17 protein-coding genes are annotated in these 17,669 nt (G+C 72.9%); 13 read left to right on the forward strand and 4 right to left on the reverse strand.

Annotated elements, in window-relative coordinates:
* Positions 1-305 precede the first annotated feature (305 nt).
* Positions 306-2,705 (reverse strand): glycoside hydrolase family 65 protein, encoded by a 2,400-nt coding sequence (locus tag ACWDAS_RS40585; RefSeq protein WP_450400907.1) that lies wholly within the window; start codon positions 2,703-2,705, stop codon positions 306-308.
* Positions 2,706-2,861: 156 nt separating this feature from the next.
* The gene (locus ACWDAS_RS40590) at positions 2,862-3,743 is read right to left on the reverse strand and encodes a universal stress protein (RefSeq protein ID WP_450400908.1); all 882 of its coding nucleotides are present in this window, start codon (positions 3,741-3,743) and stop codon (positions 2,862-2,864) included.
* Positions 3,744-3,970: 227 nt separating this feature from the next.
* On the opposite strand from ACWDAS_RS40590, the gene ACWDAS_RS40595 reads away from it, so the two are divergent.
* The 9 genes from ACWDAS_RS40595 to ACWDAS_RS40635 all read left to right on the forward strand — a co-directional run bounded on the left by ACWDAS_RS40595 (position 3,971) and on the right by ACWDAS_RS40635 (position 12,677).
* On the forward strand, positions 3,971-4,648 hold the full coding sequence (locus ACWDAS_RS40595) for a CBS domain-containing protein (protein ID WP_450400910.1): 678 nt from the start codon (positions 3,971-3,973) through the stop codon (positions 4,646-4,648).
* A gap of 78 nt (positions 4,649-4,726) precedes the next feature.
* Positions 4,727-5,050, forward strand: a complete 324-nt coding sequence (locus tag ACWDAS_RS40600) for a hypothetical protein (protein ID WP_450400911.1) — start codon at positions 4,727-4,729, stop codon at positions 5,048-5,050.
* A 249-nt stretch (positions 5,051-5,299) separates the two neighbouring features.
* On the forward strand, positions 5,300-5,440 hold the full coding sequence (locus ACWDAS_RS40605; protein WP_450400913.1) for a hypothetical protein: 141 nt from the start codon (positions 5,300-5,302) through the stop codon (positions 5,438-5,440).
* 196 nt (positions 5,441-5,636) lie between these two features.
* Positions 5,637-8,423, forward strand: a complete 2,787-nt coding sequence (locus ACWDAS_RS40610; RefSeq protein WP_450400914.1) for a cation-translocating P-type ATPase — start codon at positions 5,637-5,639, stop codon at positions 8,421-8,423.
* The gene (locus ACWDAS_RS40615) at positions 8,420-9,079 is read left to right on the forward strand and encodes a potassium channel family protein (RefSeq protein WP_450400916.1); all 660 of its coding nucleotides are present in this window, start codon (positions 8,420-8,422) and stop codon (positions 9,077-9,079) included. The genes ACWDAS_RS40610 and ACWDAS_RS40615 overlap by 4 nt, the downstream gene beginning before the upstream one ends.
* A complete protein-coding gene (locus tag ACWDAS_RS40620; RefSeq protein WP_450400917.1) occupies positions 9,076-9,732 on the forward strand; it encodes a potassium channel family protein in 657 nt (218 codons plus the stop codon). Before ACWDAS_RS40615 ends, ACWDAS_RS40620 begins: the two co-directional genes overlap by 4 nt.
* A gap of 339 nt (positions 9,733-10,071) precedes the next feature.
* Positions 10,072-11,439, forward strand: coding sequence for a ferredoxin reductase family protein (locus ACWDAS_RS40625; protein WP_450400919.1), 1,368 nt, complete (start codon positions 10,072-10,074; stop codon positions 11,437-11,439).
* A gap of 10 nt (positions 11,440-11,449) precedes the next feature.
* Complete coding sequence (locus ACWDAS_RS40630; RefSeq protein ID WP_450400920.1) at positions 11,450-11,887, forward strand: FMN-binding protein; 438 nt, start codon at positions 11,450-11,452, stop codon at positions 11,885-11,887.
* 34 nt (positions 11,888-11,921) lie between these two features.
* Entirely contained in the window at positions 11,922-12,677 is a 756-nt protein-coding gene (locus ACWDAS_RS40635; protein WP_450400930.1) for an FAD:protein FMN transferase, read from the forward strand.
* A gap of 558 nt (positions 12,678-13,235) precedes the next feature.
* On the opposite strand, the gene ACWDAS_RS40640 is transcribed toward ACWDAS_RS40635, so the two are convergent.
* The gene (locus ACWDAS_RS40640; RefSeq protein ID WP_450400921.1) at positions 13,236-13,712 is read right to left on the reverse strand and encodes a CBS domain-containing protein; all 477 of its coding nucleotides are present in this window, start codon (positions 13,710-13,712) and stop codon (positions 13,236-13,238) included.
* Positions 13,709-14,386, reverse strand: a complete 678-nt coding sequence (locus ACWDAS_RS40645) for an OsmC family protein (RefSeq protein ID WP_450400923.1) — start codon at positions 14,384-14,386, stop codon at positions 13,709-13,711. Before ACWDAS_RS40645 ends, ACWDAS_RS40640 begins: the two co-directional genes overlap by 4 nt.
* 173 nt (positions 14,387-14,559) lie before the next feature.
* On the opposite strand from ACWDAS_RS40645, the gene ACWDAS_RS40650 reads away from it, so the two are divergent.
* The 4 genes from ACWDAS_RS40650 to ACWDAS_RS40665 all read left to right on the forward strand — a co-directional run.
* Positions 14,560-15,201, forward strand: a complete 642-nt coding sequence (locus ACWDAS_RS40650; RefSeq protein ID WP_450400925.1) for a CBS domain-containing protein — start codon at positions 14,560-14,562, stop codon at positions 15,199-15,201.
* A gap of 120 nt (positions 15,202-15,321) precedes the next feature.
* Entirely contained in the window at positions 15,322-16,386 is a 1,065-nt protein-coding gene (locus ACWDAS_RS40655; RefSeq protein WP_450400926.1) for a zinc-dependent alcohol dehydrogenase family protein, read from the forward strand.
* A 26-nt stretch (positions 16,387-16,412) separates the two neighbouring features.
* Positions 16,413-17,075, forward strand: a complete 663-nt coding sequence (locus ACWDAS_RS40660; RefSeq protein ID WP_450400928.1) for a helix-turn-helix domain-containing protein — start codon at positions 16,413-16,415, stop codon at positions 17,073-17,075.
* Between the two features lie 24 nt (positions 17,076-17,099).
* Positions 17,100-17,669, forward strand: a 570-nt coding sequence (locus tag ACWDAS_RS40665; RefSeq protein ID WP_450400929.1) for a universal stress protein, incomplete at its 3' end; no start/stop codon positions are given.

Below are 17,669 nucleotides of genomic sequence, written 5' to 3' on the forward strand. Positions count from 1 at the left end.
GGGCGCGGGCCCCCCGCCGGCGCCGCGCGCCGGCCGCCCGGCCCGTGGTGCGCCGGCCTCCGTCACAGCGCTGTGACGGAGGCCGGCTCCTGGCCGAGGACGACGGGGCGGCGTAGGCCATCGGCACCGCACCCAGCCTCGCCTTCGCCCAACGCCGCCGCGAGCGGCGCGATGCGTGCGGCTGACGGGACGGCCCCGCCCCGAGGGCGGATTCGGCAAGTGCGGAGCGGGACCGCACCACCAGGCTGCACCTGCCCCTGTCCCCGCGCCGCGTCCAGGATCCGGCGCGCGGGACGGAGACGGATTCACCGGCTCGGCAGGTCGAGCAGGCGGAAGCGGCCCGGTGGGACGGACCAGGTCCGGCCGCCGATCCGGACCCGGACCGGTGCCGCTTCGGAGGCGGGGACCGCGATGCCGACCTGACCGGCGTCGAGGTGGATCCGTACGCCCCAGTGGCCGCGGTAGCGGACGGCGAAGCCGAAGCGGGACAACTGCGGCAGCGGTGCGGGGTCGAGCAACAGTGCGTCCTCGCGGGCCTCGAGGCCGGTCAGGCCGCGCTGCACCAGGTCGAGGGTGCCCGCCATGGCGCCCAGGTGGATGCCCTCCTCGGTGGTGCCGCCCTGGACGTCGGTGACGTCCCCGAGCAGCGCCTCCTGCGCGTAGGCCCATGCGTCGGCCCGGTGGGTCCTGGTCAGCACCCAGGCGTGCACGACGCCGCTGAGGGTGGAGCCGTGGCTGGTGCGCCGCAGATAGTGGTCGACGGTGGACCGCCACGTGCCGTCGTCCAGCCGGTACCCGAGACGTTCGAACAGACGGTGCAGTTCGGTGGGTGGGAACAGGTAGCCCAGCATGAGCACATCGGCCTGTTTGGAGGCCTGGTAGCGGTTGACCGAATCCCCCTCGGCCTCCAGGATGCGGTCCAGGCGCCGGATGTCCCCGTACCGCTCGCGATAGCCTTCCCAGTCCAGTTCCTCCAGCTCGCCGTAGCCGGCGAACTGGCTGATCACACCGGCATGATGGGGGACGTAGAGCTTCCGCGAGACCTCCTCCCAGAGCTCGGTCTCGGCGGTCTCCAGGCCGATGCGCTCGCGCAGTTCGTCGCGACGCGGGGCGGGCAGGGTCCGCCACAGGTCCAGGGCGCGGGCCAGCACCCATGCGGCGGTGACGTTGGTGTAGGTGTTGTCGTCGAGTCCGGGCATCGCGGCGCCGGGGTAGGCGTCGTGGTACTCGTCCGGGCCGACGACGCCGCGGATGCGGTAGCGGCCGTCGCTGTCGCAATCGGGGTCCCAGGTGGCGGAGCCGGCCCAGAAGCGGGCGATCTGCAGCAGCATCTCGGCGCCCTTGGTGTACAGGAACTCCGTGTCGCCGGTGGCCTGTCCGTACCGCCAGATGTTGTACGCCACGGCGGAGCCGACGTGGCGCTGGAGCCGGGTGTGGTCCGGGAGCCAGCGCCCCGAGAGCGGGTTGAGGTGCAGGGTCTGGGTCTCCTCGCGTCCGTCGCTGCCGCTCTGCCAGGGGTACATGGCCCCGGTGCGCCCGGCGCGGGCCGCCGCCCGGCACGCCTCCTCCAGACGCCGGTGGCGGTACTGCAGCAACGCCCGGGACACCTCGGGAAAGTGCAGGTCCAGGTAGGGCAGGACGAACAGCTCGTCCCAGAACACGTGGCCGCGGTAGGCCTCCCCGTGCAGTCCCCGGGCCGGTACGCCCACGTCCAGTTCCGCGGTGTGCGGGGAGAGGGTCTGCAGGAGGTGAAAGGTGTGCAGCCGCAGGATGCGGCCCGCCTCGCCGGGGACGTCCAGGCCGGCGCGGCGCCAGAGCTGCTCCCAGGCGGCGGTGTGCGTGGCCAGGAGGGCGGCGAAGTCCGGGGCGCGCTCCACGCGGTCGAGGGCGGCGTGCAGCGGGTCGCTGATCGCGGGGTCCCGCGAGGTGTGCAGGGCGACGGTCTTCTCGACGACGGCCGGCCGCCCCGGCGCGACCGGGACGGTCAGCCGCTGGACCGCGGTGCGCTCCCCCGCCTCCAGGACGCGGGCGGTCGCGGGAGTCGCCGTGGCACGGGTCCGGGCGGCGAGCGCGACGCGGATGTCCGAGGTGGTCGTGCGGCACCGCAGCCAGACCGTGTCCGGTTCGCCGGTCCCGGTGTGCATTCGGGTCAGATGGCGGCCGTTGAGGTCGCGGTAGCGGGCGACGCCCGCGTTGGTGACGTCCCCGTCGAGCGCGGACTCCACCTCCAGGTCGGCGGACCAGTCGCCGTCGGCGGTGAAGACGGTGCGCAGGGCGGCGAGGTGCGGGTCGTGCATGTGGACCAGCCGGATCTGCTCGACGGCCAGGACCCGGCCGCGCGGGTCGCGCAGGCGGAACGTCCTGGTGAGCGTGGCGTGCCGGAGGTCGAGGTCCTGCCGGTGCTCGAGCAGCGAACCGTCGTCCGGGGTGAACCAGGTGCCTCCGTCGAGGAGCCGGAACCGCAGGGGCAGCCAGTTGGGGAGGTTGACCAGATCCTCGTTCTGGACCTTGCGGCCCGCCACGGCGGTGTGCAGCCGGTTGTAGCAGCCGGCGGCATAGGTGCCGGGGTAGTGGGCCGGGCCCGCGACGGTCTCCGGGGCGGCTCCGCGGGTGGCGAAGTAGCCGTTGCCCAGGGTGCACAGCGCCTCGCGCAGGCGTTCCCGCGCGGGGTCGTATCCCTCGTACGACCAGGTCCACGCCCCCATCGTCACCCCTCTCCGGGATCCGACGGCAGAATCGGCCGCCGTGCGGCCCTTACGGCGGGTACCGCAGGGCCGTGCGGCAGTCAGGCCTTCCCGTTCATCAGTCTCCCCTGTACGTGCCTGCCCCGCCCCAGGGGGCGGGACAGGCACACGCGCAGATCACGCGGGCTGAGGAACGACGGCCACGGGACAGGGTGCGTGGTGGAGCATCGCGTGGTTGACCGGGCCGAGCTGGAGACCGAAGGGGTTGTTGCGGCGGCGGGCGCCGACAACCAGGAGGGACGCGTCGTCCAGCGTCGCGAGCAGGACCTTGCGGGCGTGGCCCTCACCCGCGTACCGGCGGTAGCGGACCCCGGGGTGGGCGGTCGCCGCGGCACGCAGGGCCTCGTCGAGATGTTCCTCGGCGCGGCGTTGGTGAGCCTTGGCTGCCTCGTCCTCGTAGCCGGTCCACTCGGCACCCTCGCCCGGCGGCATCCGCCAGGCGTGAACGGCCCGCACTCCGCATGCGCGCAGCTCGGCCTCGCGGAAGGCGAACTCCACCGCCGCGGAGGAGTTCCCGTCCGGGCCCACACCGAGCACGATCCAGCGCTCCCCGCCCTCGGTGTCCGTTATCTCCAGGTCACCCCTCACCACGATCACCGGGCACTCCGCACGACCGGCGAGGGTCAGGCCGACGGAGCCCAGCAGCAGGTCCGCCATGCCACCGCGGCCGCGGTGGCCCACCACCAGGGCGGCGGCACGGGTCCCTTCGTGGAGCAGCGCGTACGCGGTGTCCTCCGCGAGGACCTCGGCCGACACCTCGAGGCCCGGCCGGCGCAGGCCGGCCCGCTCCTGCGCGGAGCTCGCGATGTGCTGAGCGAGGATCTGGCCCTCGGGAGGTACCCGGCTGAAGGAGGGTGCCCGTCCCTCGTACCGCTCCCACAGGGAGGCGTACACGATCCGCAGCGGCAGTGCGCGCAGGGCGGCCTCGTCTGCTGCCCAGTCGACCGCCTTCAGGGCGGCGTCCGAGCCGTCCGTGCCCACGACCAGGGGAAGCACCATCGCCTCCACCGCCTCTCGGTGTTGTGATTGCCGTATTGATGACACTGCCGGGTGGAGCCCGGCACGCATATGGGCCACTCGGCCCGGCCGAAGGGCTCCTCGGCGGTACCGGTGGCCCCACCGGCCCATGCGGACCCGGCCCGCGGCGTCCGACAGTGGAGGCCTGACGAGGCCGGTCCCGTCTGCGGCGGGCCCGGCATGACACAACCGTGCAGGGAGGCGGGGACATGTACCACCGCAACGTCGGCGATCTGATGACCAAGGCGGTCGTGTCGGTACGGCCCGACACGCCGTTCAAGGAGATCGCGAAGCTGCTCGCGGAACACGACGTCACCGCCGTCCCCGTCGTGGACGACGGCGAACGGCCCGTGGGCGTGGTGTCCGAGGCGGACCTGCTGCACAAGGAGGCGGGGCAGCCGGATCCGTCCGGTCTGCTGCCGGCTCCGCACCCGCGTCCCGGGGACCGCGCCCGCGTCGCGGCCACGACCGCCGAGGGGCTGATGAGCAGCCCGCCGGTCGTCGCCCGGCCCGAGTGGTCCGTGGTCGAGGCGGCCCGGCTCATGGAGCGGCGCGGGGTGAAGCGCCTGCCCGTGGTGGACGAAACGGGACGGCTGGTGGGGCTGGTCAGCCGCGCCGACCTGCTTCGGCTCTTCCTGCGCCGGGACCGCGCCATCCGCGAGGAGATCACCGGTGACCTGCTGGTCAAGACGCTCGGACTCGCGCCCAACGCCGTCACCGTCCACGTCGTCGACGGCAAGGTCACTCTCGAGGGCGTGGTGGACCGTCGCAGTCTCGTCCCGGTGGTCACGGAGCTGTGCCGCGGCGTGGACGGCGTCGTCGACGTCGAGGCCCGGCTGGGCTACAAGGCCGACGACACAACCCGGCCGGCCCCCGCGCGCCGCTGACCGGTCCGGCTCTGCCGGGAGCCGTTCGTTCGTGGGTGACCGCGGCGGATACCAGGACGGCATGCGGGAGCGCGCGCCGTGGGCGGTGCCCGCGTCCTGGAGCTGTCCGGGGAGGTGTCCGGGGAGGTCGACGCCGTGACGGCACCGTCGCTCACCGCGCGGCCCGGGGCGCTGACCGGTGGTCCCCGTCCTCATGTGATCGTGGGCCTGCGCGACGTCACCTTCATGGACTGCAGCGGTAACGGGAGGCTGTCGATCGTCACGGGCGATGGGTGGATGCCGCGCCTTCCGCGACCGGCCGACCTGGCCGATGTCCTCGACCTCCACGACGATCTCGCGGGTGCTCTCGCGCTCCCGCGGGACGCCGCGTCATCACGGGTGCCGCACAAGGCGCGATCTTGAGCAGTTCCTCCTCGGCCGAGCCGAATGAGGGCCCAACGGCCCTGGGCCGGGTCCCGGCCGACCCCTGGGAGCGCACCGGCGGCCGCCCGACGGTGGGAGCTGAGCCGAAGCGAGCCGTCAGGACGTTTCGGCGACGTGCGTCCTGAACCGAACCGGCACTCACCAACCGCCCGTGGAGCCCACGGTCCACGGCACCGCCGAGAACTGTTTGCGCGATCTGTGAGGAGGACACGATGTGGCCGGACCCTGATGTCACTCGGCCGGCTCGTGCTGCTGGTCCTCGTCGGACTCGCCGTGACGGTACTGCTGCGGCGCACCGACGGCAGCGGTCCGTCCGGCGCCGCCGGCCGGCAACGCCCGAGTCCTCGGGACCTGCAGGGGTCGAGGTGACCGGAGACGGCCGGCGGGCCTGTCCCGGCCCGGCGCGAGCGGGCCTGTGCCGTCGCGGAAGGGCAGGATGCCCGCTGCGTCACCCGGCACGGCGAACACTCGTGACGGGTCCCGGCGCGCCGCGTCCGGACGGCCTTCCCACGGGTCGGCTCGGATGAACACGGCACCCGTCGCCCCGAGACGCCCCACGGTTGCCGTGAGCACCCGGGACGCCGACTCGGCGGACGTGCCCTGTCTGCCCTTGGAGCAGGTTTTCCCGGCGCTGGGCAGTTCGCCGCGCGGTCTCACCTCCGCGGACGCCGCAGCACGCCTGGCACATCACGGCCCGAACGAGTTGCCCGCCCCGGCCGGGCGGGGCCTGTGGCGGCGCCTGCTGTCGCAGTTCACCGACCTGTTCGCAGTGGTGCTGCTGGTCGCCTCGGCCATCACGTTTCTCGCGTACGGTCTGCAGGAGCCCGGCGGCGAAGGGACGCTCCAGCTCGCCTTCGCGATCGCCGCGGTGGTGCTGCTCAACGCGGTGATCGGCTTCGCCCAGGAGTACTCGGCAGAACGCACCGCCGAGTCCCTTCAGGCGATGGTGCCGCACACGTGCACCGTCCTGCGGGACGGGGAGCGGGCGCTGCTGCCCGTACGGGACCTGGTGCCGGGTGATCTGCTGGTCCTGGAAGCGGGCGACGCGGTACCCGCCGACTGCCGCCTCGTCGAAGCACGGGCGGTGGCGCTGAACAACGCGGCGCTCACCGGCGAAAGCGAGCCCGTACGGCGTACCGCGGAGGCGGTGCCGTCCGGACCGCTGCTGCAGGCGCGTGACTGCATGTTCATGGGGACGGACGTGGTGGCCGGCTCCGGCAAGGCAGTGGTCTTCGCGACCGGCGCGGCGACCGAGTTCGGCCGGATCTTCCGGATGACGGCGCGGGCGCCCCGTCAGCGGACCCCGTTGCAGGTGCAGGTCGCGGTGATGGCCCGCCGGGTCGCCCTGGCGGCCCTGGTGATCGGCGCACTGCTGTTCGCGATCCGGATCCCGTCCGGGCAGCCGGTGGTGGCGTCGTTCGTCTTCGCGCTCGGGGTCATGGTCGCCCTGGTCCCGGAGGGGCTCCCGGCGACGTTGTCGGTGTCGCTGGCCATCGGCGTACGGCGCATGGCCCGGCGTAACGCCCTGGTCAAGAAGCTGCTGGCGGTCGAGGCGCTGGGGTCGACGACGGTGATCTGCACCGACAAGACCGGAACGCTGACCCAGGCGGAGATGACCGTGACCCGGCTGTGGGCACGCGGGGCGTGGCACGAGGTGTCCGGGGTCGGATACGAGCCGGCCGGGGCGGTGGCCGATCCCGACCCGGTGCGCGAACTCCTGCGGGTGGCGGCCCTGTGCTGCGACGCGCGGCTGATGCCCCCGGACGAGCGAGGCGGCTGGCGCGTGCTGGGCGACACCACGGAAGGCGCCCTGCTGGTGGCGGCGGCCAAGTCCGGGGTGGACACCACCGGGGAGGAGCAGCGGGCACCGCGCGTGACGGAGTTCCCCTTCGACTCCGAGCGCAAGCTCATGAGCACGGTGAACGCGCTGCCGGACGGCGGCAGCGAGGTCTGCGTGAAGGGTGCGGCGCAGGAACTGCTCGCGCGCTGCACCCATGCCGTCGGCGCATCCGGGCCCGAGCCGCTGACCGCCGCGGCTCGGGAAGCGATCACCGAGGCGAACGACGCGATGGCCGCGCAAGGGCTGCGGGTCCTGGGAGTGGCACAGCGGACGCTGTCACCCGGGCAGGTCATCGGGTCACAGGAGGAAGTCGAGTCCCGCCTGGTGTTCCTGGGGCTGGCGGGCATGCAGGATCCGCCGCGGCCGGAGGTCATCGAGGCCGTCGCGGCATGCCGGCGGGCGGGGATCCGCATCGTGATGGTCACCGGGGACCATCCGCTGACCGCCGAGGCGGTCGCACGGCGGGTGGGGATCGTCCGCGGGGCAGGACCCTTGGTGGTGACGGGCACGGAGCTGGACGCCATGGACGCGGAGGACCTGCGCGGTCTGCTCGAACGCCCCGCCGAGCTCCTGCTCTGCCGGGTCAGCCCCGAGCACAAGATGCGGGCCGTCGCTGCACTGCAGGACACCGGCCAGGTGGTGGCGGTCACCGGCGACGGCGCCAACGACGCGCCCGCGCTCAAACACGCCGACATCGGGGTGGCCATGGGGGCCGGAGGCACCGACGTGGCCCGCGAGGCCGCGGAAATGGTGTTGCTGGACGACTCCTTCGCGTCGATCGCGGCGGCCGTCCGTCTCGGCCGCTCGGTCTACCGCAACATCCGCAAGTTCCTGATCTACCTGTTCAGCCACAACATCGCCGAACTGGTCCCCATCCTGGTCGCGACCTTCGTGGGATTCCCGCTCGTGCCGATCACCGCCGTTCAGATCCTCGCCATCGACCTGGGATCGGACGTGCTGCCCGCGCTCGCACTCGGGGCCGAGCCCCCCGAGCCCGATGTGATGGACCGCCCGCCGCGTTCCCGGCGCGAACCGCTGTTCTCCGCGACGGTGGTCCGCCGGTTCCTGTTCCTCGGCAGCATCCAGGCGCTGGGAGTGTGCGCGGTCTTCTTCTGGCACATCAACTCCGCCGGCATTCCCTATGCCGACTTCACCAATGACAACCCCGTCTACCGCGAGGCGATCACCATGGTCCAGGCGGGCATCGTCGTCAGCCAGTTCTTCAACGCCCAGGCGGTGCGTACCGACCGCGAGAGCGTCTTCCGCATCGGCCTGTGGTCCAACCCCGCACTGATCGCCGCGGGCCTGCTGGGGGTCGCGCTCATGGCGGCGATCTCGTATGTGCCTTTCCTGCAGGCCGTGTTCCACACCGCGCCGCTGGACGCCGCCGACTGGGCCGTGCTCGCCGCGTTCGGCGCCCTGCTGCTGGCCGCGGAGGAACTGCGCAAGTGGTGGCTGCGGCGCTTCCGGCCACTGCCGGGCACGGAGCTCCGGGAAGGAGCAGGGGCATGAAGGTGATCATCGTGGGCTGTGGGCGGGTGGGTTCCGCACTCGCCATCCGGCTCACCGCCGAGGGCCAGGACACCTGCGTCATAGACCGCCGCCCGCAGGCCCGGGAGGCCCTGCCCGACGGCTTCACCGGGGGTTTCCTCGAGGGCAGCGGCTACAGCCGTGCGGTGCTCGACGCCGCAGGGATCGAACACGCCGACGCCCTGGTGGCCGTGACCGGCCGGGACAACGGCAACATCGTCACCGCGCGCGTGGCCAGGCAGACGTACCGGGTACCCGTCGTCCTGGCCAGGATCGACGACCCGTGCAGGGCCGAGGTCTACCGGGGCCTGGGCATCCGCACCATCAGCAGCGTCAGCTGGACCGTCGACCGCCTGCACCAACTGCTGCTGCACCGGCACCTCGCGCCGGAACTGGGGTTCGGCGACGGGGAAACGCTGCTCGTGCGTTCCAGCCTGCCCGACTACCTCACCGGCCGCCCGCTGTCGGCGTTCGAGGTCGACGGCGAGATCCGCGTCGCGGAGGTCACCCGCGGCGGGCACTCGCTCGTGCCCTCGCACCACACCCTGGCCGAGCCCGGGGACGTGGTCACCTTCACCGTCGCCGCCACCGCCCTCGGCCGCCTGCGCGGTTTCCTCGACAAGGAGCTCGGGACGTGAAAGCCATAGTCGCGGGCGCCGGACGGCTCGGTGCCCAAGTCGCCCAGGTACTGGTCGCCGCGCGGTACGAGGTCACCGTCGTCGAACGGGACGAGGCGCGTACCGCCGAACTCGGCCCCCGACTCGCCGTCCGGATGCTGACCGGTGACGCATCCGACCCGGATCTGCTCGAACACGCGGGCGCGCTCAACGCCGACCTGGTCATCGCCGCCACCGGGGAGGACGAGGACAACCTCGTGGTCAGCCTCCTGGCCAAGCGGCACTTCGGCGTCCCGCGGGTGGCCGCCCGCGTCAACGACGAGGAGAACGCCTGGCTGTTCGACGGCAAGTGGGGGGTGGACGCCGCGGTGCCCGCCGCCACACCGCTGATCTCGCTGATCGAGGAGGCGACCGGTGCGACCGACACGGTGGCCTTGCTGCGGCTGAGCAAGGCAGGCGTCAACGTCATCGAGACCGCCATCAGCGCGGCGTCGCGGGCCGCGGGCCGTCCGCTGGCCGAGGTGGTCCTGCCGGAGGGCAGCGTGATCGCCACCGTGGTTCGTGAAGGCCGGCCCAACGTGCCGACGCCGCAGATGGTGTTGCGACCGGGCGACGAACTCCTCGTGGTTTCCCACACCGCGACCGAACAGGAGATCCACGCTGCCGTCCAGTGAAACGGGCGGCTCGCCGAGCGGGTGAACCCCCTCGGGCCGGAGTTTCCGGTGGGATCCCGGGTCCGTCGTCGCTGACGGCGAGACGGGCGCCGTCGGTGTGTCCGCGGGGAGGGCGACCATCACCTCGGTACCGGATGGAGTGTGCGGGCGGGCGCTGGCCAGGAGGCCCCCGAGGGCCTGCCGGCAGCGCCGGCCGATCCCTGGCTCGGTTGCCCCGGCGGTCCCGGGAACCTCTGCGTCTCCTCTGAGTTTCCGCTGCGGTGTCCGGATCAGAGGAAACGCAGAGGTTCGGTGGTGATGCTGGGCGGGCCAGACGACGATCACGCTCCGAGGAGCCCCATGGCCACCACTTCCACCGCCGCCGCCCACACCGGGCGTGGCTTGCACCACCGGCGGCGGCCGCACCGCAACCTCGTGGCGCTGTTCGCGCCGCTCGCGATCTGGGCGGGCGTCGTGGGAGTACTGGCACTGTGGTGGGCCGACACGACCTCCGTCGTCGGACCGGCGGGGTGGCTGAACGGTGCGGGCCGCATCACCGGCCTCCTGGCCGGATACGTCTGCGCGGTCCTTCTCGTCCTGATGGCCCGTGTCCCCCTCCTCGACCACAGCATCGGAACCGACCGGCTCGCCCGCTGGCACGCCTGGGGCGGCCGCTGCACCGTCTCGCTGGCCCTCGCCCACACGCTGCTGATCATCTGGGGTTACTCCGCCGCCTCCCACGCCTCCTTCGCGGGACAGACCACGACGCTCGTCCTGGACTATCCGGACCTCCTCAAGGGCACCGCCGGATTCCTGCTGTTCGTCGCCACGGGCGCGCTCTCCGCGCGTGCGGCCCGCCGGAAGATGCCCTACGAGACCTGGCACTATCTGCACTTCGCCACCTACCTGGCGGTCTTCCTCGCGTTCGGGCACCAGCTGTCCAACGGGGCGGACTTCGTCGGCAACCGGGCCGCCCAGGCCGCCTGGTACGCCCTGTACCTCGGCGCCGCCGCCCTTGTCGCCTGGTACCGCTTCGCCGTCCCGCTCCGGCGCGGGCTGCGGCACAGGCTCAAGGTCGTCGCCGTCCACCCCGAGGCACCCGGAATCGTGTCGGTCCACCTCAGCGGTGAGCACCTCGACGAACTGGGGGGTGCACCGGGGCAGTTCCTGCGCTGGCGCTTCCTGACCCGCGGGCTGTGGTGGACCGCCAACCCGTACTCGCTCTCCGCCCCGGCCCACCCTCGGCACCTGCGCATCACGGTGAAGGCCGCGGGCGGCCACAGCGGCGCCCTGGCCCGGCTTGCCCCGGGCACCCGCGTGTGGGCGGAAGGTCCCTACGGCAGCTTCACCGCGGACCGTCGCACCGCGTCCAAGGTCCTGCTCCTGGCCGGCGGTGTCGGCATCACCCCCCTACGGGCCCTCTTCGAGACCCTGCCCGGCGCGGTGACCCTCGTCTACCGGGCGCGCCGGCCGGAGGACCTCGCACTGCGTGGCGAACTCGACGAGATCGCCCACAGGCGTGGCGCGACGGTCCACTACGTGGTCGACGATCCCGCGCGGTTCCACTCGCCCCTGACCGCGCAGGCTCTGTCCGATCTGGTTCCCGGGCTGGCCGGTCACGACGTCTACCTCTGCGGCCCGCCGCCCATGACGGAAGCCGCCGTGCGGGCCTTGCGCGAGGCGGGTGTGCCCGCCCGCCGTATTCACCACGAGTCGTTCGCGTTCTGAGGAGAACCGCATGCGCCGCGCCGTGCTCACCACCACCGGGACCAGTGCCCTCATCGTCGGGATGCTCTTCCTCAAACCCCACCAGCCGTCCGTCGTGGCAGGCGTTCCGTCCCTCTCCTCGCCCACGCCTCAGCGATCGGAGCCGGCGTCCACAGGCGGTCACGGCGCCGCCACGGGCACGTTCACCGGTGCGCCCGTCGACACTCCCTACGGGACCGTGCAGGTGGCCGCCAGGCTCGCCGACGGGAAGATCACCGCCGTCCGGGTGCTGCGGGCACCGGACGAGAACGGCAGGGACCGGCAGATCGCCTCCTACGCCCTGCCCCGCCTCACACAGGAGTCGCTGGGCGCCCAGAGTGCCCGCATCGACGCCGTGTCCGGGGCCAGCTACACCAGCCAGGGCTACATCCAGTCCCTGCAGAGCGCGCTGGACCAGGCCCGTGGGTAATCCGGCACGCGGCCTCCACCACGTCGAACACGTCATGGGCACGGTCTTCTCCTTCGACATCCGCGACGCGCCCACACCCGCGATCCGCCGTGCCCTCGACCGCGCGGTCCGCCACCTGCACGCCGTGGACGCCGTCTTCTCCACGTACCGGCCCGACAGCCCCGTCAGCAGGCTCGGCCGCGGCGAGATCGGCCTCGCCGACTGCCCGCCCGAGGTGCACGAAGTACTGGCACTGTGCGCCAGGGCCGGCATCGACAGCGACGGCTGGTTCAGCATCACGGCCGGCGGCGCCCTCGACCCCTCGGGCCTCGTCAAGGGCTGGGCCACCGAGAACGCCTCCCGGTTGCTTCACGAGGCCGGCGCGCACCACACCTGCGTCAACGGAGGCGGCGACATCCGCCTCCGGGGCCAGGCGGCCCCCGGCACACCATGGCGCATCGGCATCGCCGACCCGCTGCGCCCCGGAGTACCGGCCACCGTCGTGACCGCGAGCGGCGACCTGGCCATCGCCACCTCGGGCACGGCGGAGCGCGGTGCCCACATCCTCGACCCGTACCACGCGACCCCCGCCACCGACCTGGTCTCCATCACCGTCATCGGGCCGGGCCTGACGATGACCGACGCCTACGCCACTGCCGCCTTCGCGCGCGGCAACGGATCCCGCGCCTGGCTGGAGGCACTGGACGGGTACGAGGCGCTGGCCGTCCTGCCCGGCGGCCGTACCTGGCGGACGTCGGGATTCAGCGCCCACGTTCCGGGGCTGTCGGGATTCAGCGCCCGCGTTCCCTGAGCAGCGACCGTGCGGCCCCCGTTTCGCCGGACGGCATCCGGGGCTCCGGCGCCCGCGCGGGGAGGAACCGTGCCTGCAGGCGGATCGCCAGGTAACCGAGCGCGGACAGGGCGCAGGCGATGCCGAGGTCTCCGGCGGAGAGCGGGTCCGTGCCCGGCAGCGCGCGCAGCGGAGGCAGGCAGACCCCCGCCGCGAGGCGATACGGCCGGTGGTGCTCGCGGCCCCCGTGGCGGTGACGACGACCATACCCCGGGCGCCTCGCCGTCCGCGGGAACGATGTCGCCCTCCCCCAGCACCACCACATCGCACGTCCACCGCGCGGATGCTGCGCTCCTCACCGTCGCGGACGACGCGGGCGGCGGGTGCGCTGAGCGCCGTCAGGGCGGCGACGGCGTGTTCCGCGCGTACCTCCTGGGCCACTCCGACAGCCGTGTTGACGGTGATGACGAGCAGGATGACGCTGGCGTCCGGAAAGTCGCCCGTCGCGAGGGTGAGTGCGGCGGCGACGACCAGTACCGGGATCTCCGGCATGCCCGCACCACGGCGAAGGCGGCCCGGTCAACTCCGCCAGGCCGACGGTTCGGCAGCGGCCACCAGCCCGGCGGCGCCGTCGTCGGGCGGTTCCTTCAGTACCGTCCAGGCCAGGGGGCCCAGGAGGTCGGCCAGGTGCTGGAAGACGTCGAGGAAGAGGTCGTCGACGGTGAGCACCCCTGCGAGCCGGTGCCCGTCCTGTACGGGCAGGCGCCGCGTGCCGCAGCGGCGGAACGTCCGGTAGGCGTCCTCGATGTCGTCGGTGACGTCCAGCGTGGTCACCGGGGCCGTCATCAGCTCCGACACCGGCGTGTCCGGGTCGGCGCCCTGTGCCAGGCACCGCACGGTCAGATCACGGTCGGTGACGATCCCGAGCAGACGATCGGCGTGGGCGACCAGGACCGATCCGACCGCGGCCTCTTCCATGCGCAGGGCGGCCAGCCGAGCGGGTGTACGCGGCTCCACGGTGACGACCGGCGCGTTCATGAACTCGGAGACCTTCACGATGTGCTCCCGGGGCTGGTAGTGAGGTCGAAGACGACCTCCGGCGGTGTCCCCAAGGTGTTGTGGACGGTGCAGTGCCGTGCCACGGCCAGCAGTCCGGCTGCGCGCTCGGGCCGCAGCCCGGGAACCGCCAGTCGCAGGGCGACCGCCGCGATCCGCGCGGTGGTGCCGGGTGCCTTGGTGAAGCGGGCACTGACGCGGAGTTCCTCGCCCGGCAGGTGGTGCCGGTCCAGGTACCGGCCCGTGTAGTGGGCGACGCAGGAGGCGAGGGATGCCACGAACAGCTCCACCGGGGTGGGCCCCTCGTCTGTCCCTTGCCCGCCGAGCGGCTGGTCCGTGTCGATCCGGTGCCCGCGCACCAGGGTCACGTAGTGATCCCCCTTGACGCGGCGCACCTCCAAGGGGTGGTCGCCCTGGTCATGTCCGTCCCGCAGCGCTTCCTCCTGCTCGACGGCGCGGGCCTGCGCTGTCAGCTCCATGGCCAGGCGACGTGCCTCGGCGGGTGTCATGCTCGCCCAGCCGGGCTGCTCGGCGAAGGACTCCCGAGAAATGTCCAGGACGACCCGCCCCGTCCCGACAGGCAGCTCGGCGGGGTCGAAGCGGGACACGGTGATCTCGCGGCCGCTCCGGGTGCGGATCGGTCCCGAGCCGGTGGAGAGCCGGTCGCGCAGCATGTCAGCCTCCCTCGGTCGTGCTTTCCACTGCTTCCAGCAGACCGCCGCAGTCCCCTGCGGAGGCAGGGGGCGATGGGCCCGTCCACGGGGCCGGGTGGCCCAATGGCAGCGGCTGCCGGCACGTCCGAGACTGGGTGCGGGTAGGTGTTCCGTCCTCGTCGAAGGAGGCTGCCATGGACGCCAACCGGCACCCGAAGACGGTGGGCGACGTGATGACGAGGAAGGTCGTCGCGGTCACCCCGAACACGTCGTTCAAGGAGATCGTGCGGACCCTGGAGCAGTGGAAGGTCAGCGCCCTTCCTGTGGTGGCCGACGGCTTCCGGGTCGTCGGCATCGTGTCCGAGGCGGATCTGCTGCGCAAGGAGGAGCACCGCGAGTACGACGCCCCGCCGGTCGGCGCAGGCCCGGACAAAGCGGCCGCAGTCACCGCCGAGCAGCTGATGACGGCCCCGGCGGTCACCGTGCACGAGGACGCGCCCCTGGCGCAGGCGGCACGGGCGATGGCGCTGCACCGTGTCAAGCGGCTGCCCGTGGTCGACGCCGCCGGTGCGCTGCGGGGCGTGGTGAGCCGGGGCGACCTGCTCAAGGTGTTCCTCCGGGCGGACGAGGACATCGCCCGCGACGTGCGGGAAGTCATCGCCGGCGAACTCCTGTCCGACGCATGGCGGTTTGTGGACATCGAGGCGGCTGACGGGATCGTGACGCTGAGCGGCCTGCTCGCCGACCGGTCCCTGGTCCCGGTCGTGGCACGGATGGTGCGCTCCGTCGACGGTGTCGTGGACGTGCGCTTCGACCTCACCTCGAGCCACGTGTGACGTTCCCCCGACGGCGCCCGGTCGGCCGCCGTGACGGGGCCGACCGGCCCAAGCGGACGCCGGGCGCCACGCAACACCCTGGCAGCAGGACATGGACTCCATCCGAAGGAGGGGAAGGCCATGAAGGCATGGGTTTTTCAGGAGCCCGGACAGGCCCGCTGGCAGGAGGTGCCGGATCCGGAGCTCAAGGAGGCCGGCGACGCGATCGTCCGCGTCGACGCGGTCACCATCTGCGGAACCGATCTGCACATCCTCAAGGGTGACGTGCCCGACGTGCGCCCCGGCACCGTGCTGGGGCACGAGGCCGTCGGCGAGGTCGTCGAAACCGGTGCCGGGGTCACGACGGTGCGTCCCGGCGACCGGGTTCTGATCTCCTGCATCTCCGGGTGCGGCAGGTGCCGCTTCTGCCGCGAGGGCGCCTACGGGCAGTGCCTCGGCGGCGGGGGCTGGGTGCTGGGGCATCTGATCGACGGAACGCAGGCCGAGTACGTGCGCGTGCCGTTCGCCGACGTCTCCCTGCACCCGCTGCCCGCCTCGGTGAGCAGCCAGGACGCGGTGCTGCTCGCCGACATCTTCCCCACGGCCTATGAGGTGGGCGTCCTCAACGGCCGCGTCCGGCCCGGCGACACCGTCGCCGTCGTCGGCAGCGGGCCCATCGGACTGGCCGCGATCGCCACGGCCCGCCTGTACTCCCCCGACCGGATCATCGCGATCGACCTGGCGGAGGCCCGTCTGGACGCGGCCAAGCGCTTGGGGGCCGAGGCGGTCGCCAACGCCGGCGAGCAGCCGGAGCGACTGGTCCACGACCTGACCGAGGGACTCGGGGCCGACGTCGTGATCGAGGCGGTGGGCGTTCCCGAGAGCTTCGAACTGTGCGCGCGGATCGTCCGGCCGGGCGGCCACCTGGCCAACGTCGGCGTCCACGGCGCGCCCGCCACCCTCCACCTGGAGGACCTGTGGAGCAGGAACGTGACGATCACGACGGGGCTGGTGGACACCTACTCGACCCCGACCCTGCTGCGCATGATGGCGGCCGGACGCCTTCCGGCCGCGTCCCTGGTGACCCACACCTTCGAGCTCCACGACATGGAGGAGGCCTACGACGTTTTCGGCCGGGCGGCCGACACCGCAGCGCTCAAGGTCGTGCTCGGCGGTCCGAAGCACACGGCGGTGGCGCTCGCCTGAGCACCGAGGAAAGGACGTGACCGGTCATGACCAAGCGCCCCACGGCCACCGCTCCCGGGGACATCGGCCGTCGGATCGCGATGCGCCGAGAGGAACTGGGCCTGACCCAGGAGGAAGTGGCTGCCCGCACGGGCATCGCCCCGGGCTACCTGCGGTACGTCGAGCAGGATGCCACCGCCGCTCCCGGCATCGCGACGCTGCGCGGCCTGGCCAGGACGCTGGACACCAGTGTGTCCGTGCTCAGCGGCGGTGAGGCCGATCTGCCGCCGGGGCGCGGGCAGGCGGCGGGCCGCGCCGAACTGATGGAACTGGGCAGCGAGGAGTGCTGGGGGCTCCTGTCCACGCACGGGGTGGGCAGGATCGCCCTGTCCATGCCCGAAGGGCTCACCGTGCTGCCGGTCAACTACACCGTGGCCGACGGCACGATCGCCTTCCGCACCTCGCCGGCATCCACACCGGCCGAGGCCACCGACACCAGGTGCGCCTTCGAGGTCGACGAGGTCGACGACGCGCTCAGCCAGGGCTGGAGCGTCCTGGTCCGCGGCATGGCCCACACCGTCACCGATCCCGCGGGCGTGCGGCGGCTGGACGACCTGGCGTACACCGGGCCGTGGGCCGGCGGCGACCGCGACCTGTGGGTGCGCATCACCCCGGCAACAGTGACCGGCCGCCGCATCGTGGTGGGCTGACGTGGCGACGACGGGAGGCAGGGCATGACCGACACCGGATACGGAGCGGAGCCGCCCCGCGCACCGCACGGAGAGGTCGTCGTGGGGGTCGACGGGTCCGACCCCGCCGTGCGTGCCCTGGACCGGGCGGCCGACGAGGCGCACCGGCGGGACACCGCCCTGCGGATCGTGCACGGGCTGCCGTGGCCCGATCCGGGCGAGGTCGGATTCGGCCTGGACACGGACCGCGAGCGCCCGCCGGGCGAAGCGGCCCGGGTGATCCTGGAGTTGGCCGCCCGGCGCGTGGCCGATCGGCACCCGGGCCTGCCGGTCGCGCTGGAGCAAACGGCCGAGCCCGCCGCCTCGGCGCTGGTGCGCCTGGGCCGGACCGCCGCGCTGACCGTGGTCGGCACCCGCGGCCGCGGCGGCTTCACCGGGCTGCTCCTCGGCTCCGTCAGCCTGCGGGTGGCGGCCCACACCGCAGGGCCGCTGATGGTCGTCCGCGGCGAGGACGCGGCCGCGCGGCGCGGTCTGCTGCACGACAAGGTGCTGCTGGGCCTGGAGGACGAGAGCGACGCCGAGGCCGCCCGTTTCGCCTTCGAGGAAGCCGAACGA

The organism is Streptomyces sp. NPDC001070 (assembly GCF_053598835.1).

Coding starts and splice junctions, on each gene's coding strand:
- ACWDAS_RS40630 (WP_450400920.1), top strand. CDS start 11,450: ATGCGCCGCGCCGTGCTCACCACCACCGGGACCAGTGCCCTCATCGTC.
- ACWDAS_RS40660 (WP_450400928.1), top strand. CDS start 16,413: ATGACCAAGCGCCCCACGGCCACCGCTCCCGGGGACATCGGCCGTCGG.
- ACWDAS_RS40585 (WP_450400907.1), bottom strand. CDS start 2,705: ATGGGGGCGTGGACCTGGTCGTACGAGGGATACGACCCCGCGCGGGAA.
- ACWDAS_RS40590 (WP_450400908.1), bottom strand. CDS start 3,743: ATGGTGCTTCCCCTGGTCGTGGGCACGGACGGCTCGGACGCCGCCCTG.
- ACWDAS_RS40650 (WP_450400925.1), top strand. CDS start 14,560: ATGGACGCCAACCGGCACCCGAAGACGGTGGGCGACGTGATGACGAGG.
- ACWDAS_RS40635 (WP_450400930.1), top strand. CDS start 11,922: ATGGGCACGGTCTTCTCCTTCGACATCCGCGACGCGCCCACACCCGCG.
- ACWDAS_RS40605 (WP_450400913.1), top strand. CDS start 5,300: ATGTCACTCGGCCGGCTCGTGCTGCTGGTCCTCGTCGGACTCGCCGTG.
- ACWDAS_RS40645 (WP_450400923.1), bottom strand. CDS start 14,386: ATGCTGCGCGACCGGCTCTCCACCGGCTCGGGACCGATCCGCACCCGG.
- ACWDAS_RS40625 (WP_450400919.1), top strand. CDS start 10,072: ATGGCCACCACTTCCACCGCCGCCGCCCACACCGGGCGTGGCTTGCAC.
- ACWDAS_RS40595 (WP_450400910.1), top strand. CDS start 3,971: ATGTACCACCGCAACGTCGGCGATCTGATGACCAAGGCGGTCGTGTCG.
- ACWDAS_RS40615 (WP_450400916.1), top strand. CDS start 8,420: ATGAAGGTGATCATCGTGGGCTGTGGGCGGGTGGGTTCCGCACTCGCC.
- ACWDAS_RS40655 (WP_450400926.1), top strand. CDS start 15,322: ATGAAGGCATGGGTTTTTCAGGAGCCCGGACAGGCCCGCTGGCAGGAG.